22 protein-coding genes are annotated in these 24,952 nt (G+C 44.5%); 20 read left to right on the top strand and 2 right to left on the bottom strand.

Going from position 1 to position 24,952, the window contains the following annotated elements; all coding sequences use genetic code 11:
• The 4 genes from NE665_RS00950 to NE665_RS00935 all read left to right on the top strand — a co-directional run bounded on the left by NE665_RS00950 (position 1) and on the right by NE665_RS00935 (position 3,850).
• Positions 1–774: a phosphatidate cytidylyltransferase gene (locus NE665_RS00950; RefSeq protein ID WP_117441533.1), complete on the top strand. Its 774-nt coding sequence runs from the start codon at positions 1–3 to the stop codon at positions 772–774.
• Positions 771–1,937 (top strand): 1-deoxy-D-xylulose-5-phosphate reductoisomerase, encoded by a 1,167-nt coding sequence (locus NE665_RS00945; protein ID WP_117441534.1) that lies wholly within the window; start codon positions 771–773, stop codon positions 1,935–1,937. The genes NE665_RS00950 and NE665_RS00945 overlap by 4 nt, the downstream gene beginning before the upstream one ends.
• A complete protein-coding gene (gene rseP / locus NE665_RS00940) occupies positions 1,934–2,992 on the top strand; it encodes an RIP metalloprotease RseP (protein WP_117441535.1) in 1,059 nt (352 codons plus the stop codon). Before NE665_RS00945 ends, rseP begins: the two co-directional genes overlap by 4 nt.
• Positions 2,993–3,418: 426 nt before the next feature.
• Complete coding sequence (locus NE665_RS00935; protein WP_233104494.1) at positions 3,419–3,850, top strand: hypothetical protein; 432 nt, start codon at positions 3,419–3,421, stop codon at positions 3,848–3,850.
• A 173-nt stretch (positions 3,851–4,023) separates the two neighbouring features.
• Here the strand turns inward: NE665_RS00935 and NE665_RS00930 are convergent, their stop codons facing one another.
• Positions 4,024–5,151 (bottom strand): transglutaminase domain-containing protein, encoded by a 1,128-nt coding sequence (locus NE665_RS00930; protein WP_117441538.1) that lies wholly within the window; start codon positions 5,149–5,151, stop codon positions 4,024–4,026.
• 70 nt (positions 5,152–5,221) lie between these two features.
• Positions 5,222–5,488, bottom strand: a complete 267-nt coding sequence (rpsT, locus tag NE665_RS00925; protein WP_002608941.1) for a 30S ribosomal protein S20 — start codon at positions 5,486–5,488, stop codon at positions 5,222–5,224.
• A gap of 104 nt (positions 5,489–5,592) precedes the next feature.
• On the opposite strand from rpsT, the gene gpr reads away from it, so the two are divergent.
• From gpr to pnp, 16 genes are all read left to right on the top strand, one after another.
• Entirely contained in the window at positions 5,593–6,468 is an 876-nt protein-coding gene (gene gpr / locus NE665_RS00920) for a GPR endopeptidase (protein ID WP_117441539.1), read from the top strand.
• Between the two features lie 80 nt (positions 6,469–6,548).
• Complete coding sequence (gene spoIIP / locus NE665_RS00915) at positions 6,549–7,505, top strand: stage II sporulation protein P (protein ID WP_117441540.1); 957 nt, start codon at positions 6,549–6,551, stop codon at positions 7,503–7,505.
• 6 nt (positions 7,506–7,511) lie between these two features.
• Positions 7,512–7,808 (top strand): hypothetical protein, encoded by a 297-nt coding sequence (locus NE665_RS00910; protein ID WP_002608944.1) that lies wholly within the window; start codon positions 7,512–7,514, stop codon positions 7,806–7,808.
• 85 nt (positions 7,809–7,893) lie between these two features.
• On the top strand, positions 7,894–8,835 hold the full coding sequence (gene fmt / locus NE665_RS00905; protein ID WP_117441541.1) for a methionyl-tRNA formyltransferase: 942 nt from the start codon (positions 7,894–7,896) through the stop codon (positions 8,833–8,835).
• A gap of 93 nt (positions 8,836–8,928) precedes the next feature.
• Positions 8,929–10,194: a hypothetical protein gene (locus NE665_RS00900; protein WP_117441542.1), complete on the top strand. Its 1,266-nt coding sequence runs from the start codon at positions 8,929–8,931 to the stop codon at positions 10,192–10,194.
• Between the two features lie 251 nt (positions 10,195–10,445).
• Positions 10,446–10,808, top strand: a complete 363-nt coding sequence (locus NE665_RS00895; protein ID WP_117441543.1) for a hypothetical protein — start codon at positions 10,446–10,448, stop codon at positions 10,806–10,808.
• Between the two features lie 76 nt (positions 10,809–10,884).
• Positions 10,885–12,372 carry a hypothetical protein gene (locus NE665_RS00890; RefSeq protein WP_147323998.1) on the top strand — a complete coding sequence of 496 codons (1,488 nt, stop codon included), beginning with the start codon at positions 10,885–10,887 and terminating at the stop codon, positions 12,370–12,372.
• 9 nt (positions 12,373–12,381) lie between these two features.
• Entirely contained in the window at positions 12,382–13,524 is a 1,143-nt protein-coding gene (locus NE665_RS00885; protein WP_117441545.1) for a hypothetical protein, read from the top strand.
• A 14-nt stretch (positions 13,525–13,538) separates the two neighbouring features.
• Positions 13,539–14,405, top strand: coding sequence for an ATP-binding cassette domain-containing protein (locus NE665_RS00880; RefSeq protein ID WP_117441546.1), 867 nt, complete (start codon positions 13,539–13,541; stop codon positions 14,403–14,405).
• Positions 14,402–16,714: a hypothetical protein gene (locus NE665_RS00875; RefSeq protein WP_117441547.1), complete on the top strand. Its 2,313-nt coding sequence runs from the start codon at positions 14,402–14,404 to the stop codon at positions 16,712–16,714. Before NE665_RS00880 ends, NE665_RS00875 begins: the two co-directional genes overlap by 4 nt.
• A 533-nt stretch (positions 16,715–17,247) precedes the next feature.
• Complete coding sequence (gene lepA / locus NE665_RS00870) at positions 17,248–19,056, top strand: translation elongation factor 4 (protein ID WP_117441548.1); 1,809 nt, start codon at positions 17,248–17,250, stop codon at positions 19,054–19,056.
• 90 nt (positions 19,057–19,146) lie between these two features.
• On the top strand, positions 19,147–19,989 hold the full coding sequence (locus NE665_RS00865; RefSeq protein ID WP_117441549.1) for a hypothetical protein: 843 nt from the start codon (positions 19,147–19,149) through the stop codon (positions 19,987–19,989).
• Between the two features lie 9 nt (positions 19,990–19,998).
• A complete protein-coding gene (hemW, locus tag NE665_RS00860) occupies positions 19,999–21,102 on the top strand; it encodes a radical SAM family heme chaperone HemW (protein WP_117441550.1) in 1,104 nt (367 codons plus the stop codon).
• Positions 21,099–22,127 carry a crosslink repair DNA glycosylase YcaQ family protein gene (locus NE665_RS00855; RefSeq protein ID WP_117441551.1) on the top strand — a complete coding sequence of 343 codons (1,029 nt, stop codon included), beginning with the start codon at positions 21,099–21,101 and terminating at the stop codon, positions 22,125–22,127. Before hemW ends, NE665_RS00855 begins: the two co-directional genes overlap by 4 nt.
• 122 nt (positions 22,128–22,249) lie before the next feature.
• The gene (gene rpsO, locus NE665_RS00850; RefSeq protein WP_002608951.1) at positions 22,250–22,516 is read left to right on the top strand and encodes a 30S ribosomal protein S15; all 267 of its coding nucleotides are present in this window, start codon (positions 22,250–22,252) and stop codon (positions 22,514–22,516) included.
• An 88-nt stretch (positions 22,517–22,604) separates the two neighbouring features.
• On the top strand, positions 22,605–24,794 hold the full coding sequence (pnp, locus tag NE665_RS00845; RefSeq protein WP_117441552.1) for a polyribonucleotide nucleotidyltransferase: 2,190 nt from the start codon (positions 22,605–22,607) through the stop codon (positions 24,792–24,794).
• Positions 24,795–24,952: the final 158 nt, after the last annotated feature.

The following is a 24,952-nucleotide window of genomic DNA, read 5'->3' as shown; positions in this document are numbered from 1 at the left end:
ATGAAGACCAGGATTATTACAGCGCTGCTGATCATCCTCTGTGTTGTCCCGCCATTGGTATACGGCGGATGGCTGATCAATCTGCTGATCGCGTTTATTATTATTGCAGGCGGCATTGAGCTGCTGAATCTGAAGGAGCAGGATGCAAAATGGCCTATGGGAATCAAGGCACTTGCTATTGCGGCTGTCTTTGTGCTGGTTCTAAGCGATGAACGGCTGCATGTTGCCTTGCTGGGTGTCGCAGCACTTGTCTTTTTATCCATACCGGTATTCACAGATCGCTTTCATGCCAAGGACGGCTTCCTGTGTATTGCCTATGTGACGTTCTTCTTTGCAATCGCACGATGCTTTCTGCATATTTACGGAACCAATCGCATGTATGTGTGGTTTATTATCATCGCCACCTATGCGTGTGATACCGCTGCGTATTTCTGTGGCCGGTTTCTGGGGAAGCATAAGCTGAATGTACGCATTTCACCGAAAAAGACATGGGAGGGCTCCATTGGCGGCTGGCTTTTCGGCGCTCTGCTGTCCTTTGCCTTTGCCTGGTTTATGATCGATACGATGACCCCGCTCCAGATGATGATCGCTTCCGCAATTCTGACGATGACCGGACAGATTGGCGACCTTGCGTTCAGCGCTATTAAGCGCAACTTTGGTATTAAGGATTTTTCCGATCTGCTGCCGGGACATGGCGGTGTATTGGATCGGGTGGATTCTCTTGTTTTTAATTTTATTTGTTTTGATCTGATACTGGTGGTGTTGATGTTATGAAAAAAATAATGCTGCTTGGTGCCAGCGGAAGTATCGGCACCCAGACACTGGATGTGGTAAAGCATCATAGTTCTGAATTTGAAATCATAGGATTAAGTGTTGGCTATAATATGAAAAAGCTGGCAGAGATATTGGACGCGCTGCCAAAGGTGCGGCATGTCTGTGTAGCTCAGGAAGCGGATATGACAGAAATGCAGAAACGCTATCCCAGCCATTCCTTCTGCTTTGGCGATGCCGGATTGAAGCAGCTTGCTGAAAATCCGGATTATGATGTACTGGTGAATGCGGTTGTTGGCTTTCGCGGACTTGTACCGACACTGACAGCCATCGAACATGACAAGACGGTTGCGCTCGCCAACAAGGAGAGTCTGGTTGCCGGCGGTCCGCTGGTAAAGCGTGCGTTAAAGGAGCATCCAGTTGCGCTGTATCCCATTGATTCGGAGCATTCCGCAATCTTCCAGTGCCTGCAGGGGAATGCGCTGAAAGAGGTAGATAAGCTGATTATTACGGCGAGTGGCGGGAGCTTTCGTGACCGCAGCCGTGCAGAGCTTGCGGATGTCACGGTAAAGGAAGCCCTGCAGCATCCCAACTGGGACATGGGCGGACGCATTACCATTGATTCCGCTACCATGATGAACAAGGGCTTTGAGGTGATCGAAGCACATTATCTGTTTGATATTCCCTATGATGCCATCGATGTGGTGATCCATCGCGAGAGTATTATCCATTCCATGGTGCAGTATCGTGACCATGCGATCATGGCACAGCTGGGAACAGCAGACATGCGTCTGCCGATTCAATATGCGTTGTCGTATCCATCCCGTCTGGAAATGAAAAATGCGGAGCCGTTTGACTTTCAGCGTACCTTTTCTCTTCATTTTACTCCTGCCAGCGAAGAGCGCTATCCACTGTTGAAGCTGGCCTTTGCGGTCGGCAGAAAAGAAGGAAATCTGGGCGCGGTCATGAATGGTGCAGATGAGGAGGCCGTTGCGCTGTTTCTCGATGAGAAAATCGGATTTCTGGATATCGAGCGTTATATTATGAAGGCAGTGGAAGCTGCTGCATACATCGCGCATCCTTCTCTGGATGAGGTTATAGAGAGTGATGCCTGGGCACGGGAGTTCGTGCGTAGGGCATGGAAAGGAGGAATGTGTCTGGTATGAGCAATATAGTAAACATTATTTATTTTGTTCTGATTCTGAGCGTCATCATTATTGTGCATGAGCTGGGACATTTGATTGCTGCTAAGCGTTTCGGTGTCTACTGCAAGGAATTTTCCATCGGTATGGGACCTGTTGTTTATCAGAAGCAGGTTGGTGAAACTGCATGGTCCATTCGTGCCCTGCCGATTGGCGGCTTTGTGGCAATGGCCGGAGAAGAGGACGATGATGAAGCAGATGAGCTGAACATTCCATATGAGCGGACATTAAACGGCATTAAGCCATGGAAGCAGATTGTTGTTATGGCGGCAGGAGCTATCATGAATGTCCTGCTGGCGTGGGTGCTGTTTATCGGTATTACTGCGTATCAGGGTGCTGTCAGTGTGCCGGGAAGGGCATTGGTTGCATCCGTACAGGAGAATTCCGCAGCAGAGAAGGGCGGAATGAAGGCCGGGGATGAAATCATCCGTGTGAAGAACGGAAAAGAGGTTCTGGAGCCGAAGACCTTCAATGATGTTGTCGAGTTTATCCAGTATTATAATGGTGATACGGAATTTACCGTATTGCGGGATGGAAAGCAGGTAATGCTGCATTTCACCCCAACGTATGTCAAGGATGAAAGCAAGTATATTCTCGGGGTTCTTCAGCAAAATGAAATCAAGGAGATTTCCCTGCTGGAATCCATACCATACGGTACAGAGAAAATGGTAGATTCGGTAACGACCATTTTTGAATCACTAGGAAAGCTGGTACAGGGTGTCGGTTTGAAAAATCTGAGTGGACCTGTCGGCATCTATCAGGTAACGGCACAGATCACGCAGACTGGTCTGCTGTCCACGATTGCACTGATTGGACTGCTCTCTGTCAACGTCGGTATTTTCAATCTGCTGCCGATACCGATTCTGGACGGCGGCCGTATCTTTATCGTTTTGATTGAAACCCTCATCGGGCGCAAGCTGAACGAGCGTATACAAAGTGCCATCATGATGGCCGGTCTGCTGATGATCGTCGGTATCATGGTTCTGGCAACCTGGAATGATATATCGCGTTTGTTCTGACATAGTATCGTTCATAAGGAAGCAGGTCACATACTGCTTCTTTTCTTATTGCCGTATGTTGCCCATAGAACTTGCGGTTCCTGTGTATTTGTCTTATAGTGTATAGAGAGGGGAATGGTGCTTGCATCTTTAGGATACAGATGAAGAAGGAGAAACCTTAGGAGATGCGAGCTATTGATTTTTATGAAATCCTGAAAACAGCAAGCTGTGAGCTGATACTTTGCTGTTTCTGCCTGATTCGTGCATGTACAGGTAATCAGCATACAGCGAGAGAATGCCTCAAAACGATTATGTTTCGTGTAGGAGGTGCTGCATCATATGTGCTGGCGGGCTGTCTAATGAATATGCATCTAGCTGAACGTGCGAATAAGCGATGTCCAACAGCCTGTAAAGAGCAAAACAGCATACGAAGAAAGGAGAAATAAAATGGAACCCTTTGCATATACGAAAAACTATGATAATATCGCCTTGTTTGATAAACGCACAAGACGCTTTACCTTTGTGCTGGGAGATGGCGGCATCTATTCCTACGATGCTGTAAAAAAAGCCAGAAGGTCACTGGCATATGTAGGTACTCCAATAGAAAATGCATTTGCCAATATCGGTAGAATCGGGGCAGGGAATGCATTTTCATCCGGCTCAGAAAAGGTTCAGGAACGTGTGAAGCTGTTTTTCACAGACGGTACCTTCACCTATGGATACATATCTGGAAAAACACTGCAGAAGGGATCACTGGAATACCATGATGAACTTGCACGTGCAGATGATTTGATCCGCGTGCTGAATACACTTGGACGAAAAAACCGCGGGGAGGATGTACAGCAGGATTTCTTATTTAAAATCAGGAAATTAAAATAAATACTCGGATTCATTCTCGTAAAGGCTGATATAAAAGTCGGATGCATCCTTATAGCATTACGATACAAAATGAGTATGCGAAAAAACAGTAAGAAAAAAGATTTCGATGCGCGGGCTTCTGTACCATGGCAAACGAAATCTTTATCAATCTACAGCTGATCTGTACGCATGTCTTACCAGTAATTCAAAAAGAAGCAGTAATTTTCATCCAGACTGTAATACTCAAATTCCTGTGGATTGTAGCCTGCACTCTGAAAGAGGTCAAAAACATGCTGGGAGCGCAGCAGCTGCTTCACCTGCTCATACGTCTGTTTGCTGTCACACTTAATGGCCAGACAGGGATCGGGATTGTTGATGTTGGAGGCAATGATTGCGATGATCTGATTTTCATCATAGCCCTTCAGATACGCATCTCTTTGATAAAAGAAGCTGTCCTTATATGCAGCTGTCTGCTTGATTTCCTGCTGTGGGACATAGATGTTTTCAACCTCCTCGCTGGTCATTGCGAAATAGGCATAGCGGTAATTGTTATAGCTTTTCTCGATTTTGATATCACCGAAGGTAGGATCCAGATAATACCACTGCTTATCCATTTGCACCATATTGATGACATGATATTCCTCCGGGTTTTCAATGACCTGTACCAATATGATCGCATTGGGAATATGCAGCTGATCCAGCAGATATTTGAAGCTTTTGGAATACCCGGCACAGACTGCCTTTTTATCCAGAAATACACTGAGCATATTCTGATTGTTTTCTTCCTTGTTTACATAATCGCTGCGATCGATGATCCAGTCATACAGAAGCTTCAGCCGTTCATAATCTGTCTGCTTTGCTTCCGCTTTCTGTAATATCTTGGCAGCGACGGCATCCACCTGCTTCTGCAGCTTTGCGGTTTCCTCCTGATCGTAGGCATAGGAGGGATACAGCGTGACACTTTCCTTATCATCGGATTCTTTATAATTGTATTCGTAGTTTGACCAGAACAGCTCGGGATGATCGAAGGTGACGGCATCAAAGAGCTTCATGACATAGGGCATACTGCAATCCAGTAGGACAGAGGATTCATGATGCAGCAAAGCACCGTACAGCCGGTCATAATCATCCTGCAGATTTTCATGCAGCAGGGAGCGCTGGTATTTATAGCAGGTGTCCTCATTGATTGCTTTGCTGTTTTGAATGGATGTCTGCTTTAATTCAACAGCGGGATCCTTCTGTTCTTTCACTTCCGTCTTCTGCGTGGCACTGCAGCCGAACAAGACAAGGGAAGTCAGCAATATTCCGACATAGCGTTTCATACGATCCTTCCTTTCCCATCTATACTATCATAGCATGAAATGAAAAAAAACAGAACCTCTGTCCTGTTTCTTATGCAGCAATAGCGTTGATTGCTTTAGCCAAACGTGATTTCTGTCTTGTTGCGTAGTTTTTGTGGTGAATACCCTTCGCAACAGCTTTATCTAATTTAGAACTTGCTTCGTTGTAAGCAGCAGCTGCGGCAGCTGCGTCTTTTGCGTCAACAGCAGCCAGAACTTTTTTGATGGAAGTTCTCAATGCAGATTTCTGAGCACTTACAGCCAAGTTTCTTTTGTTGTTGGTTTTTACACGTTTTTTCTGTGATTGGATCTGTGGCATGTTGCACCTCCTAGTTTTCAATTGCCAGTAAATTATATCAAAAAGAATATGAAAATGCAATAATAAGGTGAAAAAAAACCATACTATGGAAGAGGTGTATAAAAATGGCAGAACCATATCAGATACGTAGTGATTTTGCGGATGAAATCATATCCGCAGATATCCAGTCAAAAACCTATGAGCATATCGAAAAAAAGAATGATTACATTCGCAGCAATTATATTAAGGTCCTTTGTGATGAAAATGAGCTGGGCAAGCATAAGGGGGATTACGTTTCCATTGAATGCCGTGATCTGGATGATCATGTCGTGCGGGAAAATATGATTGATGCAATCCAGGAAAATCTACAGCATATGAGTGATAATATGCATGTGACGCTGAAAAAAATTCTTGTGGTTGGATTGGGAAACCGCTTCATTACCTCGGATGCACTGGGACCGCAGGCGGCAAATGAAATTCTGGTGACCGCCCATTTGTATGAGCATGAGGATCCTGCCTATTTAACGGGAACACGCAATGTTGCGGTACTGCAGCCGGGTGTTATGGGACAGACCGGGCTGGAGTCGCTGTCCATTGTCCAAAGCGTTGCACAAAGCTATCAGCCGGATCTGGTCATTGCCATTGATGCGCTGGCTACCCGTAATATCGCAAGGATCAACCGCGTTGTTCAAATCAACAACACCGGTATTCAGCCGGGAAGCGGCGTCGGAAATCACCGTATGTCACTTAGTGAGAAAAGCCTGCATATTCCTGTCATCGCCATCGGCGTGGCAACGGTTACCAGTATCGGTGCCATCCTGCATGAAACCCTCGAGGTCAGCGGAGAGGAAAAACAGCATATTCTGCAGAAGATACAAGACAGCAATTATCTGAACCTTGTCGTAACGCCAAAATCGATGGATGATGAGCTGAAGCATCTGGTCTATATCGTTTCCGAAAGTCTGAATCGCTTCCTGCATCCCAACTATGAACAGCTGTAATGTCGCATTTTGTCATCCATAGTTTAACATGAAAGCACACCCGGCCACATATGGTGGTAGAGAAGGGAGTGCTTTTTTCTATGAAATCTACATGTAAGCTTCTTGCTAAAGTCTTCGTACTGATTGCCTTTCTCTATCTGACACCGTTTGCCAGCGGCTTGAAGCACTGTTTCCGCAATGCGGATGATCTTTTAAATAATTTTGTTTATAAGCAAAAGACAATCAACAGCTCCCTCTCACTGAAGGATTCTTTAAATGTATTATCCTACAATTCCAATCTGACGATTCCCAAGGAGGACATCAAGGAGGTGGAAACGACACAGGATAATCCAAGTGTGGTGCCGAAGACAACAGACGAGCAAAAGGATACCTCACAAAGCAAGGATGACGGTAAGAACAATAAGGCTGAAAGCAGTGACAAGAAAACGGAAGAAAAATCTGCGGATAAAAAAGGTAAGAGTACCGGAAAACGGGTTTATATCTACGACACCCACCAGGATGAAAGCTATAAGGGCGGTAAAACGGTGCTGGATGCTGCAGCGATTCTGGCACAGAAGCTGGAGGACCGCGGCATCAAGGTGGTTCTGGAAACCAATGATTTCATTCGCTACCGTGATACGCATGGACTGACGTATAATGAATCCTATGTGGTATCCTATAAATATCTAAACGAAGCACTTGTGAATTACGGCGGCTTTGATATGTGTCTGGATCTGCATCGTGACAGTATTCCAAGGGAAGCAAGCTATATCAATATCGATGGTAAGAATTATGCCAAGGGGATGTTTGTTGTCGGTGGTCTTGGGAAAAATGCCAAGACGGCAACCAAGCTGTCCACGACATTAACTGACACGATCAATGCAAAGAAGAATGGTATCATGAAGGGGGTCATGACAAGGGAGGCCTATTATAATCAGGAGGTTGCCAAAAACATTGTATTGATGGAGCTTGGCGGTGATGTAAATACCTTCGAGGAGGTTTCAAACTCCCTGGATGTTATCGCAGACGGTATTCATGATGTACTGACAAAGGAGTGATTTTATATGAAGCGATTTCTGGCGGATGCCATTCTGATTTGTATTCTTGTATCGATCGGCTCCTATATCAATCAGCAGGGGTCAGACGATACGCGAAATCTCGTTCAGGAGCAGGTGGAGAGCTTTGAATCAGATGTTGCGCAGAATCGTGTTGTGAAAGCGCAAAACGATCCGGTCGCATTAAAGGATATTGAGGAAAACCGCGCTTCCCAGCTTGCAAAGAGCAGCAGCGAGGCGATTGTTTCCACGATGAAGGGATGCGTACAGATGTTTTCCGATGTGTTTGACGGTCTGTTGCATTAGCTGTCATATTCAAGAGGAAGACGTTTTGTTAAAGTAGATGCAAACGCACGCACATCATGGTATAATGCCTACTGAGGTGAATAGCATGGATAAAAAACAAATACGAATTCTGTTCATGGGCACGCCGGAAATCGCCGTGTCTATGCTGGAACGGCTGTGGAGTGACGGCTATGAAATCATTGGTGTTGTCAGTCAGCCGGATAAAAAGGTAGGAAGAAAGCAGGTGCTGCAGATGCCGCCGGTAAAGCAGGCAGCTTTGGCACATGATATCCCCGTGTATCAGCCAACCCGAATACGGGATGATTATGAGGAGCTGATGCAGCTGGATATCGATTTGATTGTAACCTGTGCATACGGGCAGTTCATCCCTTCAAAGCTGCTGGAGCATCCGACCTATGGCTCTGTCAATGTGCATGCATCGCTGCTGCCGAAGCTAAGAGGTGGAGCACCCATCCATAAGGCGATCATCGAAGGGCATGCGGAAAGCGGTGTATCCATCATGCGCATGGTGAAGAAAATGGATGCCGGTGCTGTCATGGCGCAAAGCCATGTGGCGATTGCGGATGAGGATACGATGGGGTCCTTGTATGATAAGCTGGCCGTTTCCGGAGCACAGCTGCTGAGTGAAAGCATTCCGAAAATCATTGACGGAAGTGCTGTCTTCGTGGAACAAAACGAAGCGGAGGCAACGTTTGCCTATACCATTCAAAAGGAAGAGGAGCATGTCGATTTCAGCAGAGATGTTGAAAGCGTCTATAATCATATCCGTGGTCTGATTCCTGCACCCTGTGCCTATGTTCTGGTAAACGGCAAAAAGCTGAAATTCCATAAGGTGCGCAGATTGAGCAAAAAGGGAAATGCTGCCTGCAAAGAAATCATCGGTATGGTGGACGGCGGTTATGCGATTGCCTGTGCTGACGGACTGATTTTGGCAGATGAGCTGCAGCTGGAAGGAAAAGCGAAGATGGAGGCAAAGGTTTTCTTTAATGGCAGTGGGAAAAATCTGATTGGCTGCATCGTGGAATAATGAAAAAGGAAAGGAAGGCGTCCGATGGGATGCCTTCTTTACACATAGCTAGATAAACTGTAAAATAGAAGTATAGGATAGGGAGGGGAGTATATGACATTCAGCAATACCTATAAGCAGCATTTGAATATCCTGATTCCTTATTACAGAATTCGCAATCTGAAAATAAGTAAGGATGTGCAATGGAAGCAGGCTAACTTTTATAAAGATGCTCTGCATATTCCTGTTTGTTCATCCAGTGTCTACTGTTCTCTGGAGAAGCAGAAAGCCTGTGTCAGGGATGAGGTGTATGAGCTTGCGGCAAAAAAGTTAGGAAAACGCATATGGGAATCCAGAAAGTGGGATGCGAAAATCAATACAGTTACGGAGGAATTATTCCCGCTTATGGATTTTAAAAAAGAGGCAGCATGTATCCGCCTGTTACATGAAGCAGTTCAGGATATGCAGGAATTTCAGAATGTGTTGTATTATGGAGAGATTTTATGGCTGTTTCAGATAGTAAGAGACTTTTTGAAAAACCGCAGTCATATGATTACCGAGGATGAATTTTATATGCTGGATGCGATTTCCGGTATTTTTAAAGGAAGGCTATATGATCTTGCAATTTATTATCTATATGTTTATGCAAACTATCATGAGGACGCTAAACTTGAACATGTATTGCATACATATTCTTATGAGAACTCATGTTTATTATCTAATCGGTTGTTTAGTACCAGAGTATATGAAAGACAGCACCGTTATCTTCTCGTCTTGCAGAAAAGCTATGAAATAGAAAAGCAGCTGATTGAAACGGACAATCATGTGCAGTTAATGGTACTGTATACGAAGTTAATAGATATTCTTTTAAATATCGATACGCATGCAATGGATCTATATAGAGATAAGCTTCTGTTTATAATAGAGCATACAGCTGTAAGCAGAAATCAGTTATTTGTCACCTACATGAATTTAGGCACTATATATCTGCACAGAGAAATGTATTCGTTTTGTCTTGAGTACCTTGAAAAAGCACTTGAGATATCTGAAGCCCAATTGCTTCGCTGTTATAATTGCATCTGTTATGCAAATCATATGCTGGATTATCGAATCCCTCAAAAATATGTGAATTGTACGGATACATGCAAAGGCGATGAAATAGACTTGATAGTATATAGGTTCTATCAGCATTACGATGTGCGTACGAATGATGAGAATAAACGATATATTCTAAAATGCATATTACCGGTATTAGAAAAAAATGATGAGTTATATATCAAAATGTGTGAAAATGAGTTATATAAGTTATGTCAACGGAAGAAAAGCTATAAAGCCATGTTTGAATGGGAAGAAAAACTGAAAAAAGTACGAAAAAAATGATTTAAAATCTTTATTTTCATGCTTTTTTTATTTTGCTTAGATTCTATTGTAAGCACTTAAGAAAACGGTTACAATTTAACTGTAAATAAGGAGGGGATACACTATGGTAGCCGTGAAAAAATTGTTTTTGCCTGCTGTATGCCTGATTCTGTGTTCTATAACTTGTATTTGTAATCATTGTGATATGGAATCAGGCGTTCATTTAAGAGGTGGGGGAAATCGTGTCGAGGATTGAGAAAAGGAGGATTATAATGAAAAAGACGATAATTAAAGTATTCGCAGTAGCATTTGCTTGTATGTTAACATTCACTGCTGTAGGAGCGGCCAATAAGGTATCGACCGGTTTAAGCTATACCTATTCTGGTTCATGGAAAAAAGGATTTATTGCAAGAATCACGGAATCTGGAGGTTCTCCTACAATATGGAAACAGGTTAGTGGGCACTATAATCAATATGATTCTGATAGCGGAAAAACATCTGGCTGGTATTCTTTTACATCTCCATCTGTACAGGGGCAATTATCCTATTCAAGAACTGCTCAAACTGGCTATAGTATGAATAGAGTGAACTGTGATTATTATGCTCCAAATTATATTGGATCCTGGAGCTTATAGAATGATATAGAAAAAGATGAGTTGACTCATCTTTTTCTATAATGCAATTACTATGAATAAGGAGAGGAAACCGTATATGAATAAACTTAGGGTCATTATGTTGTGCTGTATACTGTGTTTAACAGGGTGCACAAATAATAAAACCAAAGATGAATATAATGAGAAAACAATCGTCTGGTGGGTAGACATTAAAAGTATGGAATCCTCTGTATGGTATCATGATGAAGCCTATAAGAATGATGAGGAAATAAAGAATGCATATACCGACAAGCTAAATGAAATTTTGAAGGATAGGGGATTTCCATATCATGTTCAATTTAAAATAATGGATGTTGATTCCTCTTTTGATTCGGAAAATTTCACACAGGATGTAACACATACTTCCTTACAAACTTTAGCTGATCAAGAAGCTCAGATAGATCTTTTTGACAGTACAACAAATAATTATGAGGATATGGCAGATCTCGATGCATATTTGCATGAATCCTATGCAAAGGATTTTTATAGCTCGATGCCAGTTTCCTATTGGGAAACACAACGGGTTAACGGGATTTTAAAATACATTCCTAAGATTGCGTTGTATGCATATCAAAACGCATATATCATTGATAATGAGCTGGCAGAAAACAGCGCAATCAATGTAAGTGCCATACAGAGTAAGGAAGAGCTGACAGAAGCGATGCAAACGGTCTATGATGACCAGCATGGAAACATTATTCCTTTTTCCTATCAGGACTTGGAACAGATGGATGTCTATACGAATATGTATTATCCCCTTCCTCTACCTGTTGGCAATTATCTGCGATATCAGCATACGAAGGGCGGCTGGGACGTTGTAAATCTGAATGAAACAAAAGCTTTCAGTGACACTATGTCGTGGATTGAACAATTAAATCAGAAAAATCTGACAGGTGCAAATCTGAAGCAGTCTGAGTATGAGCAGCAGATGCAAAAGGGAACCTTTGTGACTACGGGGCGATATTATCCTGTACAGCTGCAGAAACATGTGCAGCGTTATGCAGGAAAAACACAGATTCCTTTTGGTAAGGTGCAAGCTATTCGTATGGGGGGCACTGCAGTATACAAGGACTCACAATATAAGAAGGAAGCAGTACAACTACTCTCATTGATCAATACAGATAAGGAGCTTTCTGAATTATTTATATATGGGCTGGAAGGTACAGATTACGAAAAACGGGATGGACTTGTATATGCATTGCATGATAACAGCCTACCGGATACCATTAGCGGAAGAGGCTTTGCAGGGAATTACCTCATTATAACACCCTCTGAGGCTATGGGGATGGATGGGCAAAAGGAAATCAGAGCATATATGGAACATACTCCTGTGGTATCTATTGATGGCTTTTATCCTCAGCTTAGTGAAGATGATCAGAAACTGCTGACTCAATATTATGCTCAGGATACAGGAATACCTTATTATCAGAGCAAGGGTACAGTAGAACAGCTGGATGCTATCAATCAGCAAATTAAGAAGACAGAATTAAACCGCATAATAAACGATATTCAAAAGCAGCTGGATGAGTATCTGAAACGCGAATAGGGAGTGCTTATGAAAAAAATTAATTTATGTTTTAATCGTATGCTTGTAATCCTTTCATGCATCGGACTTAGCACCTTAAGTGGATGCTCAAGAGAGGATGAAATAAACTGGGATCCGGATGCAGTGAAGGAATTTTCGGGTGTAGCTGTAACAGATGCAGAGGAAGGAATCTACTTTATCGAAGAGGTAGGAGAAGAAACTGCAGATGGAAATGTCTTGAAAAATGTAAAATATTTTGATTCTGAGGAGAAAGCTTCCGTACCACTTTGTAGCAAAGCAAATTGTAAACATGACAGCATGGAATGTCCGGCTGTGCAATTAGGGGAATATGAAGGTCGCAGATTAGGGATGCTTACACCATATAAAAATGCTTTATACTTGTATTATATGTCAGATGGAACAACAAGCTTTCAGGATGTTATCATGAAAGCGGATTCGGATGGGAATAACCGGCGTGTTGCCTATACGCTGCCCCAAGGAGCCTTGCTGAATCAGGCAATTCTGTATCAGGATACATTGTTTCTCTCTTGTAATATGATGGGAGAAATTGATGATTTACAGGGAGGTATTACTGAAACAAGCCTCTATGTATATGATTTGAATGAAGAAAAAGAGAAAAGGATAGCTTCGACAAGCAATGATCAGGACGGATACTTTTACTACCTTGGCTGTCAGGATGGAAAAGCCTATTATATAGATGATGTATACACAAAGAAAGAAAAGCCGATTTATACATACACCATTTCCTCAGGGGAAATTAGCTGTATAAATTCTGAAAATACAATTTCAACGTCTATGATGTATAAGGGAAAGCTTTATGGTGCAAATGAAAAAAGTAACGATCTGTTTTCCTATGATGTGAAAACAAAAGAAAAGGTAAAGCTTGCGACGTTTACTCCGTTTGAAGAAAAAGCTCATTTTAATATAATGAGCAGCGATGGTTTACTTCGCTTAAGCTATCTGACACACCCTGGTACAAGACAGAGCAAGGTGCATTATCAGATTTATGACACAGAAAAAGAGAAGTTTTTATATCCAGAATATAAAATAGGAATCGACCTATATCAGCACTATCAGGATGGCTATATCGGATCAAAGGATAATGAAACTGGATATTTTGATAAACGGCTGAAGTTCTATCAGCTGGAGTAACAGGGAGGCACGATATGAGACTTGAAATACGGAATTTATGTAAGCAATACGATAGAGAGTTAGCACTTGATCATGTGAATATGGTATTAGAGAATGGGATTTATGGTATTTTGGGACCCAACGGTGCCGGGAAAAGCACCTTGATGAATATTCTCAGTTTATTGCTAAAGCCAACACAGGGAGAGGTGTACTTAAATCAGGCTGATATTCGTAAAATGGGGTCCTCCTATCTGAAATGCATCGGGTATATGCCACAAATAAACTGCTTGTATGATGATTTTACATTACAGGAAAATCTGTTGTATATCGCTTCTTTGAAGGGGATGGCGAAGCACGGCTTGGATGCGATGATTCAGCATTTGGCTGAAGAAGTGGAATTGCAGGATGTACTTTATAAGAAAATCCGCAGCTTTTCCGGTGGTATGAAGCAGCGGGCGATGTTTGCACAGAGCCTATTGGGAAATCCTTCTATTTTAATCTTGGATGAGCCAACGGCAGGTCTTGATCCCCAAAAGCGCATCGAGCTGAGAAATCTGATTGCTCGTATGAGCCGGGAACGTATTGTTTTGATTGCGACCCATGTTGTCAGTGATATAGAATTTATCGCTAATCAGATAATCTTATTAAAAAAAGGAAAACTGCTTTTGAAAGCTACACCACAGGAATTGTTGAGAAGTGTGCAGCAAAATGTAATGGAAATACAAGTGACAGAAACAGAATTAAACAATTTACAGAAAAAATATCAGATCAGTAATCTGCATTATGAGCAGAATGCATTATTTGCCAGACTGATTACACATGACGCTTCTTCTTTGTCGGGACGTAGGGTACAGCCTGACTTGAATGATGTGTATTTATATTATTTCGGGAGTGGTGCATGATTCGATTTGAATTTTTGAAAATCTGGCGTAATAAAAAAATAATGCTCTTTTTACTCCTGCTGATAATTTTGAATGCAGCCGTGTTTTCTTTTCATATACAAAGTGATCATCTTGTTCAAGGCGGCTATAAGACCTACTATGAAGCTGCATACAAGCAGGATAATCCACTCGCCTGGCTGAAGGAACAGGAAGATCAAATCAATTTTCAGAGGAGCAGCGGGTTTGCGGTATCCATTGATGATATGAATGCTGTGCCAAATATCTATTATTATGAAAAAAATTACGGGGAACAGTGGGTGAAGCAGCAATGGCTTGTAGCGGCAGAAAGCAAAGGAAACGATGCAGATTCTTTCCAGATGAAACAAGAGGCAATTGCACAGATCCGTGCAGAGATACAGGCGGCAGATGGGTATGTCGCATGGAAGGCTTCCATTGCACAGGATGCAAATCAGCGCAGCCGCATTTCGATTTTTCGCAAGCATTCAGCAGATAAGAGCATTGCGAAGCGCACTTTTGAAGCATACGATGCATTGGAGGTATCTATCACAAAGGCAGAACCCTCTGCAGGCTTACAGCAGGTGTTGAATTTTACACCATTGGATATTCTTATAATAGCTTGGATGGTATATTTGGTCCTGCATTTGATTATGAAAGAGAAGGAGAACGGATATCTTACCTACTCCAAAAGCATGGCATATGGAGGTATCCGTCAGTACATCTGTAAATTATTCGTCATGAATATCCTGGTTATCGTGGGGTGTTTTCTCATGATGGCAGAGTGTGCTGTTCTTTCCATTCTTGCTTATGGTGGTTTGGATGTTCAGGCGCCTGTGCAATCAATAGCCTTTTTGTCAATGACACCCTATGGGATGAGTATCGGACAATTCCTTATATGCATTTTTATCATCCGTGCAGCAAGCTTCTGCCTGCTTGCGGTCATACTGTCAGCGGCGGCCTATGCATGTAATTCCCTAGGGGTCTTATTACTGCTGCTGATTCTGGTGTATGGTGGTTCCTTCCTCCTTTATACTAATTTTTCTGCCGTATCTCAATTCGCTTTTCTGCATGATATCAACCTGTATGTATTGCTGCATCCAGTGAAGCTGCTGGCAGATTACAGCTTCTTTCGGATCGGCTCTGTGGCGCTTAACAAGGTATCCATGGTGGCGGTTCTTCCACTGGTGTTGTTTGCAATGAGTCTGATAGGCTGTTTCTGGTATTGTAAGCCGATCCGGCAGCAACGCCGAATTCTACCACAGTATGCCAGGGCTTTGCATATTAAATCCTCGTGCCTAGGCTGGCAGGAGCTGCGAAAACTGCTGTTTAAGGACAAGTTATTATATGGAATGCTTTTTGCGGTATGCATCGGCATCTTTCAGATTGCCCAACAGCAGAGCGTCACAACGAATAAAGATAGACAGTATAATTATTATATTGATACGATTGGGGATCATGTAAGCGTGCAGGCAAATCAGCGTATGGAGGAACAAGAACAGGTATTTCGATTACTGCAGGAGCAGTATCAGAATTCAGTAACCCTTGCCGAGCAAAGTCAGCTTGCTAGAAAATTAGAGGGTTTAGAAGCGTTTCAGGAATATAAAGCGGCTTATGAACAAAGAAAAAGGGAGGCTGTAGATCGAAAGCTGTTGAAAGAGGATGTATATCGCCTGCTTTTTGAAGATGGAGCTATGAAAAAAAGCAGCTATCTACTGACGGTAACCTGCCTGATCCTGTTTCTTGTACAAAGCTACCACAGAGAATTGAAGAGCGGTATGCTGACGCTGCAAAGCAGCAGTCCATCCCGTTGTGATGTTCATAATTGGAAAATAAGACACTTGTTCTGTATAGTGACAATCATGACTATTATCCTGTATGTAGCGCAGCTCATCAGGATCATACAGCTATATCCGAGTATATCGTTTCAGACTCCATTATATGAAATTCAAGACTATTTCAACTCAGGTATTGCGATTCCTTTGTGGCAATTCTTAACATGGATGCTAGCTGCTCAACTGTTATTGCTACTTACATGGATACTTCTTCTCTGTGAAATCATGAAGCGATGGAATCAGCGGACCTTTGTCATGCTGGGAGCCTTTCTACTAATGCTGTTTCCTGTTATGCTGCCGGATAATTTCCAATCTATAGGCTTGAACATCCTTTACCAACTGTTTTATCCATATCGATGGCTTATGCATGGTTATGCAGCGTATACTACTCTACTGTTAATTCTTTTGGCCGCTGTGTTGTTTTATAAAAAACATCATTTAAAGAAAGGATTTTTCTTTGGCTTTAACAGATTTATCTGAGGAATTCGTTTAAATGAGGATATTATGATAGTTGCTTTGTCTGATAATAGTGTCATTTGAGGTTTTTATATATCAGTTTGTTTGGACTACGCTCTATTTTGGTTCATAATACTCTTTATTTCTTAATTATGTATCTGTTTACCTGCTTTATAAAAGATAAATTTAAGCGTGGACCTAGTAGTGCATGTGGTGATTCATTCTTTACATGGTTATGTATAAGAAAAGACGCCGCATTGAAAAGGTCATAGATACAATCACATGACATTAGCTTACATGAAGACGTCATTCTGTAGTGGTTTATAGGCAACATAAACGGGCAGAAATGCATGGCAGATGAAAGAAAGGACCCGCCTCCTACAGCGGGTCCTTCTTTGTTAGAAAAATTCTAACGTAAAAAGGCTCTCTCATCCTTTTCCACTAAACTTTAGCACTACTCGCTGAAAAGGTCAAGAGGAATTGCTTTCTACTCGCTAAATTTGCTTTCCATCCCACAACTTTCCTGTTATAATAGTCCTTGCGTTAGGAGTGAGAATATGGATCAGAAACACATAAGAAATTTTTCAATCATCGCCCATATTGATCATGGGAAATCAACTCTGGCCGATCGTATTCTTGAAATTACAGATACTGTTGAACAGCGGGAAATGAAGGAACAGCTGCTGGATACCATGGATTTGGAACGGGAGCGTGGCATTACAATCAAGCTGAATGCCGTTCAGCTGAAATATAAAGCGGAGGATGGACAGGATTATATTTTCCATCTGATAGATACACCGGGACATGTCGATTTTACATATGAGGTATCCCGTTCGCTTGCGGCCTGTGAGGGAGCTGTTCTGGTCGTGGATGCGGCTCAGGGCATCGAGGCACAGACACTGGCCAATGTATATCTGGCTTTGGACAATGATTTGGAAATCATTCCGGTTATCAATAAAATTGATCTTCCCAGTGCACAGCCGGATGTTGTGCGCAAGGAAATTGAAGATGTTATCGGACTGGATGCCAGCGACGCACCTCTCATATCGGCGAAAAACGGCTTGAACATAAAGGATGTGCTGGAAGCAGTCGTTCGCAATGTACCGGCACCGTCCGGGGACCCGCATGCACCGCTGCAGGCGCTGGTGTTTGACTCGTTGTATGATGCATACCGCGGTGTCATTGCCTATGTTCGCGTCAAGGAAGGAACTCTGCGGGTTGGTGATCATATCCGGTTTATGGCAAGTGGAGCGGAATACGAGGTGCTGGAGGTAGGCATTCGCAATCCGAAGGAAGTTAAGAAAGACGTGCTGGAATGCGGCGAGGTAGGCTGGGTTTGCGGCTCTATCAAATCCATCAAGGATGTGCGTGTCGGAGATACCATCACTCATGCGGATCATGCTGCAAGCGAGCCATTGCATGGGTATCGGGAAATGAACCCGATGGTGTACTGTGGGTTGTATCCCATTGATTCCAGTAAATACAACGATTTGCGGGATGCATTGGAAAAGCTGCAGCTGAATGACGCTTCTTTGCAGTTTGAAGCAGAGACCTCGCAGGCACTGGGCTTTGGATTTCGCTGCGGCTTTCTGGGATTGCTGCATATGGATGTCATTCAGGAGCGGATCGAGCGGGAATATCGCATTGATTTAATTGCAACGGCACCCTCCGTTGTCTATCATGCATATCTGACAGATGGCTCCATACTGTCCATCGATAATCCATCCCTGCTTCCGGATGTACAGAAAATCGATCATATCGAGGAACCGTTTGTACGTGCCAGCATCATGACGCCGAATGATTATGTCGGGCCGATCATGGAGCTGTGTCAGCGCAAGCGTGGGAATTATAAGGATATGGTCTATATTGATGAGGGCCGTATGAATGTGATCTATGAGCTTCCGCTGGGAGAAATCGTGTTTGATTTCTTCGATAAGCTGAAATCCTGCACGAAGGGATATGCGTCTTTGGATTATGAGCTGATCGGTTATCAGACGAATAAGCTTGCTAAAATGGACATTTTGTTAAACGGGGAAATCGTAGATGCCTTGAGCAGTATTGTACATCGGGAATTTGCTTATCCAAGAGGACGCGCTATTTGTGAAAAGTTGAAGAAGCTGATTCCAAAGCAGCAGTTTGAAATTCCAATTCAGGCTGCGATCAATGGAAAAATCGTTGCACGGGCAGATATCAAATCCTTGCGTAAAAACGTGTTGGCGAAATGCTATGGTGGAGATATCTCCCGTAAGAAAAAGCTTTTGGAGAAGCAGAAGGAAGGAAAGAAGCGCATGAAGTCTGTCGGTAGTGTAGAGGTGCCGCAGGAAGCCTTCATGGCCGTGCTTTCTATGGACGATGATGACAAATAAACAGGTCGAAAATGATCTGTTTTTTTCTTCTTTTGTCGATTGCTTCCAGCTGATAGAAAATTCATGCTACACTGGTGGCGAGGTGAACATATGTTTGAGGAAACCAGGAAGTATACCGAGGAGGTCTATGTCAGCAAAGGAGAGCTGGCACAAAGGCTTGACTTAACAGGGGTTGTGCTGGATGCGGTCTGGAAGCAGGTGGAGGATTACCGCGCCCTGCTTCGCCGCAGCTTCTGCTTTGCGGATCTGCATGCGGATATCGTTATGACAAGAGCCCTGTGTGCAAAGCTGCAGCAGACAACAGAGCTGCTGTATCGCTGTCCCATGCAGCGCCATTTCTCTGCGGCTGTTCAAAAAAGTGTCCTGCTTGCAGGAAATTATCCGCATTGGCTGCACAAGGCGGGCGAGCTGATGGCGCTTGCACCGCTGCCGCATGAGCTTGTGACATTTCTGGAGCAGGATGAGGAGCCGCTTTTGCTGCGCATCTTTTTTCTATCCATGTTTACAAAAGAGGATGCCTATCTGGACTGCCTGCTGGTGCATGCCTGTTGTCATGCGCCGTTTGCTTTAGCGCTGAAGGAACAGTCGGACAGCATGGCTACAGGGGATCTGAGTGTACGCTTTCTGACATTTCTGGATGATATCCGCTTGCAAATTTCACGATCCATGCTATCATTAACGGAAACGGATGTCACCGCCTGTCAGACGATGCAGCTGCAGGAGCTGCTGGAGCAGTATCCGATGCTGAGTGAACAGCAGCTGATGTTTTTTGTCGATCATCGCCAGCCATATCGCTATTACACCATACGGCAGTTTATGGAATATGCCGGCGTATGTAATGAAACAGCACGCTGTGCCATGGAGCTGCTGGTGAAGCAGCACTGCTATCAGCGGCGGAAAATCGGTAAGAAATACGTATATTATACGGTTTAGGAGGTTTGTATGAAAGCTGTCTATGTCCATGTGCCCTTTTGCAGAGATATCTGCGCCTATTGTGATTTTACCCGGTGCCGCTATCATGCGGGACTTGCGGACCAGTGGCTGCTTGCAGTGGAACGGGAGCTGCAGGAAAAGCTTGCGCAGGTGTCGGTGGAAACAGCATATATCGGTGGTGGAACCCCGAGTGCATTAAACAGCAGACAGCTGGAGCAGCTGCTGAAGCTGCTTGCCCCATATACGGCGAAGGTACAGGAATATACGATGGAAGCGAATGTGGAATCACTGGAGGATGAGAAAATAGTGCTGCTGAAGCGATATGGTGTCAACCGTATTTCACTGGGCGTGCAAACCCTGCAGCCCACGCTTTTGCCCATCATCGGACGCAGGCACACCAGAAAAGAGGTAGTGGAGCGCATTCAGCAGCTGCACCAATATGGTATTCATAATATATCCATTGATCTCATATATGGTCTTCCACAGCAGACGATGGAGATGTGGAAGGAGGATTTGCAGGACATCGTACAGCATTTTCAGATATCCCATATTTCGCTGTATGCCCTTACCATCGAGGAGCATTCCCAGTTTGGGCGAGACGGTGTACAGAATATCGATGCGGATGTCGAGGCGGATATGTATCTGTATGCAGTGTCCTATTTGCAACAGCATGGCTTCACACAATATGAAATCAGCAATTTCGCAAAGCCAAACGCAGCATCCCTGCACAACCAGATGTACTGGAACTATGAGGATTTCTGCGGAATTGGATGCGGTGCCAGCGGAAAGAGCGGACATATCCGCTATGATAACACCCGCAATCTGCATACCTATTTGCAAAAGGGCAGCTGTCCGGATATCATAGAGCTGAGCAGGCAGGATGAAATGTTTGAGATGCTGATGATGGCGCTCAGGATGAAACAGGGGATGCGTCTGTCATTGTTTCGGGAACGCTTTGCGGCTGACTTTGCAGCGCTTTATCCTGCGGCGCTTCAAAAAAACATCGCAAGCGGTATGCTGGTGGTGGAAAATGACCATGTGAAAGCAACCGATGAAGGTATGCTGCTGCTTCATGATGTACTGGTTGATTTTTTACCGGAGGAAGCGTTATGAAGGAAGCGGAACGTAAACGAAAGATACTCTGCCACCAGCACCTGACCTCACGCTGTGATGCGCAAACAGCTGCACGAGATGTGTTGGCGCTGCAGGCGCAGTTTCTGCGGCATGCGCAAATGTCGCTGCAACTCAGGACAAGGGATGCTTCATGGAAGCAATGGGTCAAGCAGAGCGTGAAAACACGCGCCTTTCGCGGAACGCTGCATCTGCTGGATGCGGAGGACCGCCTGTTGATCACCTCGGCACTGTGGAAGGATTATGCGCATCGCAACTACTATATGGCCCGCTATTATACACCGCAGGAGGAAGAAATTTTCTGTGCTGCGATTTTGGAGATGCTGCAGCAGGGCATCTGCGGACGCCGGGAAATTTATACCAGGCTGCTTGCGATGGGGCTGGATGAGAAGCTGTGTGAGCTGGCATGCTCCAGCTGGGACGGCCTGTTTGCTGTGCTGAACATCCAGGGAAAGGTGATTTTCCAGCATGCGGCATCACGGGAATTCGCCTATGCTCCCATAGCGCTTAGAACGGATTTGGATGCCTGCCGCAAGGAGCTTGTCTGCCGGTATCTCAAGGGCTATGGCCCGGTAACACTGCGGGATGCCCGGTATTTCTTCGGCTGGAAAAAGAAGGAGCTGGAGGATATCCTGCAGAATATCTCCGACATAGAGATGAGTGCATGCGGGGGACATACGGTGTATGAGCTTTGTGAGGAAACAGATTCCTATCCCCGTATTCCCACCGTTGTGTTTCTCAGCGGCTTCGATCCGCTGATGCTGGGCTATGAAAAGCATGAAAACCCGTTTTTACCGCAGCGCCATCTGCGTAGGGTGTTCAATCTGCAGGGAATCGTATACCCCTGCTTCCTGTATCAGGGAAATGTCGCAGGACGCTGGAAGCTGGAAAAGGAAGCCCTGCAGCTTCTGCCGTTTGAAGACTTTGATGCTCAACAGAAGCAGCAGCTTGAAAGGGCCGCAGTGCGGCAGTTTCATCCACGATGTGTGGAATGGCTGGATTCTTAAAAAATGCTTGCATTCAAGCGGCTGCTGTGCTATGATATCAAAGGTTTTATACTTGGTCTACGCGCAATATTCCTCAGCGGTTCACTCAGTATAGAACGAATAAGAAAACAGGAGGAAATAACATGTTATTAAAAAGCGAAAAACAGGCAATTATGAAAGAGTATGCACGTTTTGAAGGAGACACAGGTTCTCCAGAGGTACAGGTAGCTGTTTTGACCTACAGAATCAACCAGCTGACTGAGCACTTCAAGGAGCACAAGCACGATTACCACTCTCAGCGCGGTCTGATGAAGATGGTTGGTCGTCGTAGAAACCTGCTGGCATACCTGAAGAATAAAGACCTGAACCGTTACAAGGAACTGATTTCTCGTCTGGGACTGCGTAAATAGTAAAAAAGCTCGAAAAGAGCTTTTTTTCTTTTATTGGCTTTTAAAATATGATATCATGGTAAAGATAAGAAAAATAGAGGTGAAGAACGTGGCGAAACAGGTATTTCGTTTAGATTTCTGTGGGCGTGGGCTCACAGTGGAAACTGGTGAAGTGGCAAAACAGGCAGGTGGAGCTGTCCTGGTCAGATATGATGACACCGTTGTATTATCAACAGCTACAGCCAGCAAGCAGGCAAAGGAAGGCATTGACTTCTTTCCGTTGACCGTTTTATTTGAAGAAAAGCTGTATTCTGTTGGTAAGATTCCCGGTGGATTTTTACGCAGAGAGGGAAGACCGAGTGAGCATGCGACGCTGACGGCTCGTATGATTGACCGTCCGATCCGTCCATTGTTTGCGGATGGCTTCCGCAATGAGGTACAGGTTGTGAATACGGTATTATCCGTAGATCAGGACTGTACACCGGAAATGACAGCAATGTTTGGGGCATCCCTGGCACTGTGTGTTTCCGATATCCCGTTCAACGGTCCGATTGCCGGTGTTATGGTAGGACGCGTGGATGGCGAATACATCATCAACCCGACGCCGGAGCAGCTGGAGAAGAGTGATATCAACCTGACAGTTGCAGGTACAAAGTATGCCGTGAATATGGTAGAATCCGGGGCGAAGGAAGTAAGCGAGGAAGCGATGCTGGGTGCTATCATGTTCGGTCATGAGCACATCAAGCAGCTGGTTGCCTTTCAGGAAGAAATCGCGGCAGCCGTTGGAAAAGAAAAGATGGAGGTTAAGCTGTATACCGTGGACGAGGACATCGACCGCGAGGTGCGTGCACAGTTTGAACAGCCGATCCGTGATGCGGTATCCATCGAAAAGAAGCTGGAACGCTATGGCAAAATCGATGAGCTGACAGAGGAAGCTGTCGCTGTATTCGATGCCAGGGAATATGAAAATGAAGCCGCAAAGGCGAAGGTGCTCAAGCAGGTAAAGCAGATTTGCCACAGTATTGAGGCAGATGAGGTACGCCGCTTGATCATCGAGGATAAGGTGCGTCCGGATGGTCGTAAAATCGATGAAATCCGTCCGCTGGACTCTCAGGTAGACATTCTGCCAAGAGCACACGGCAGTGCGCTGTTTACCCGTGGGGAAACACAGGTGTTAAGCGTTACGACGCTGGGACCGATGAATGATAATCAGATCATTGATGATTTAACAGAGGTGGAGACGAAGCGCTTCATGCATCACTATAACTTCCCGCCGTATTCCGTAGGAGAAACAGGACGTATGGGAAGCCCTGGCCGTCGTGAGATCGGTCATGGTGCACTGGGTGAGCGTGCACTGTCCCAGGTACTGCCAAGTGTTGAGGATTTCCCTTACACGATTCGTACGGTAGCCGAGGTAACCGAATCCAACGGTTCTTCCTCCCAGGCATCCATCTGTGCCGGAACCATGTCGCTGATGGCGGCTGGTGTACCGATCAAGGCGCCGGTGGCTGGTATTGCCATGGGTCTGATCATGGATGAGGAAAACGGAAAGTACACCGTACTGACGGATATTCAGGGTATGGAGGATCACTTCGGTGACATGGACTTTAAGGTTGCCGGTACAAGCAAGGGTATCACAGCACTGCAGATGGATATCAAGGTGACAGGAATCACAAAGGAAGTATTTGAAGAAGCTCTGGCACAGGCGAAGGTTGCCCGCGCGCAGATTCTGGAAAATATGATGGCGGCAATCAGCGAACCGAGAGAAGATGTCGGAACCTATGCTCCGAAGATCGAGCAGTTCTATATCGATCCGGAAAAGATTCGTGAGGTTATCGGACCAAACGGCAAGATGATCAACAAGATCATCGAGGCGAGCGATGATGTCAAAATCGATATCGAGGATGACGGACATGTGGTTATTTACCATATGGATCGTGCGGCAATCAATCATGCAGCGGATATGATCCGTGATATCGTGCGGGAAGCCAAGGTTGGAGATATTTACGAGGGCAAGGTTGTCCGTATTGAAAAATTCGGTGCATTTGTTAATCTGTTCCCGGGAACAGATGGACTGCTGCATATTTCCAAAATCAATCATGAGCGTGTCAACAAGGTGGAGGATGTATTGAACATCGGTGATACGGTTCGTGTTAAGGTTACGGAAATCGATGACCGCGGCCGTGTGAATGTCAGTGCCAAGGCACTGCTTCCTAGACCAAGACCGGAAAAGAAGGAAGAAGCGAAGGCTGAGGATGCAAAGCCTGCAGCTGTAGCGGAAGATAACAAAGAAGCGTAACGAACAGAATGGAGGCAATCCGGACGGACTGCCTCTTTTTATGTATTTTTTCAATACCCGGCTTTTATAAACGGATGCAATCCCTGTGTTTGCGGCGTTAGAAACTTTTATGAAAATTTATGAAAATAATCATAGGTATTCACATTCCTTTGTGGTAG

Origin of the sequence: Clostridium sp. DFI.1.208, from assembly GCF_024463855.1 — a bacterium.
In the GTDB taxonomy this organism is placed as follows: domain Bacteria; phylum Bacillota_I; class Bacilli_A; order Erysipelotrichales; family Erysipelotrichaceae; genus Clostridium_AQ.
The sequence above is the reverse complement of the archived record's forward strand: the minus strand, read 5'-3'. Positions and strand labels throughout refer to the sequence as shown.

What these genes read in the sequence shown, in the direction of transcription:
- NE665_RS00950 (WP_117441533.1), top strand. Translation starts at nt 1, where the DNA reads ATGAAGACCAGGATTATTACAGCGCTGCTGATCATCCTCTGTGTTGTC.
- NE665_RS00945 (WP_117441534.1), top strand. Translation starts at nt 771, where the DNA reads ATGAAAAAAATAATGCTGCTTGGTGCCAGCGGAAGTATCGGCACCCAG.
- rseP (WP_117441535.1), top strand. Translation starts at nt 1,934, where the DNA reads ATGAGCAATATAGTAAACATTATTTATTTTGTTCTGATTCTGAGCGTC.
- NE665_RS00935 (WP_233104494.1), top strand. Translation starts at nt 3,419, where the DNA reads ATGGAACCCTTTGCATATACGAAAAACTATGATAATATCGCCTTGTTT.
- NE665_RS00930 (WP_117441538.1), bottom strand. Translation starts at nt 5,151, where the DNA reads ATGAAACGCTATGTCGGAATATTGCTGACTTCCCTTGTCTTGTTCGGC.
- rpsT (WP_002608941.1), bottom strand. Translation starts at nt 5,488, where the DNA reads ATGCCACAGATCCAATCACAGAAAAAACGTGTAAAAACCAACAACAAA.
- gpr (WP_117441539.1), top strand. Translation starts at nt 5,593, where the DNA reads ATGGCAGAACCATATCAGATACGTAGTGATTTTGCGGATGAAATCATA.
- spoIIP (WP_117441540.1), top strand. Translation starts at nt 6,549, where the DNA reads ATGAAATCTACATGTAAGCTTCTTGCTAAAGTCTTCGTACTGATTGCC.
- NE665_RS00910 (WP_002608944.1), top strand. Translation starts at nt 7,512, where the DNA reads ATGAAGCGATTTCTGGCGGATGCCATTCTGATTTGTATTCTTGTATCG.
- fmt (WP_117441541.1), top strand. Translation starts at nt 7,894, where the DNA reads ATGGATAAAAAACAAATACGAATTCTGTTCATGGGCACGCCGGAAATC.
- NE665_RS00900 (WP_117441542.1), top strand. Translation starts at nt 8,929, where the DNA reads ATGACATTCAGCAATACCTATAAGCAGCATTTGAATATCCTGATTCCT.
- NE665_RS00895 (WP_117441543.1), top strand. Translation starts at nt 10,446, where the DNA reads ATGAAAAAGACGATAATTAAAGTATTCGCAGTAGCATTTGCTTGTATG.
- NE665_RS00890 (WP_147323998.1), top strand. Translation starts at nt 10,885, where the DNA reads ATGAATAAACTTAGGGTCATTATGTTGTGCTGTATACTGTGTTTAACA.
- NE665_RS00885 (WP_117441545.1), top strand. Translation starts at nt 12,382, where the DNA reads ATGAAAAAAATTAATTTATGTTTTAATCGTATGCTTGTAATCCTTTCA.
- NE665_RS00880 (WP_117441546.1), top strand. Translation starts at nt 13,539, where the DNA reads ATGAGACTTGAAATACGGAATTTATGTAAGCAATACGATAGAGAGTTA.
- NE665_RS00875 (WP_117441547.1), top strand. Translation starts at nt 14,402, where the DNA reads ATGATTCGATTTGAATTTTTGAAAATCTGGCGTAATAAAAAAATAATG.
- lepA (WP_117441548.1), top strand. Translation starts at nt 17,248, where the DNA reads ATGGATCAGAAACACATAAGAAATTTTTCAATCATCGCCCATATTGAT.
- NE665_RS00865 (WP_117441549.1), top strand. Translation starts at nt 19,147, where the DNA reads ATGTTTGAGGAAACCAGGAAGTATACCGAGGAGGTCTATGTCAGCAAA.
- hemW (WP_117441550.1), top strand. Translation starts at nt 19,999, where the DNA reads ATGAAAGCTGTCTATGTCCATGTGCCCTTTTGCAGAGATATCTGCGCC.
- NE665_RS00855 (WP_117441551.1), top strand. Translation starts at nt 21,099, where the DNA reads ATGAAGGAAGCGGAACGTAAACGAAAGATACTCTGCCACCAGCACCTG.
- rpsO (WP_002608951.1), top strand. Translation starts at nt 22,250, where the DNA reads ATGTTATTAAAAAGCGAAAAACAGGCAATTATGAAAGAGTATGCACGT.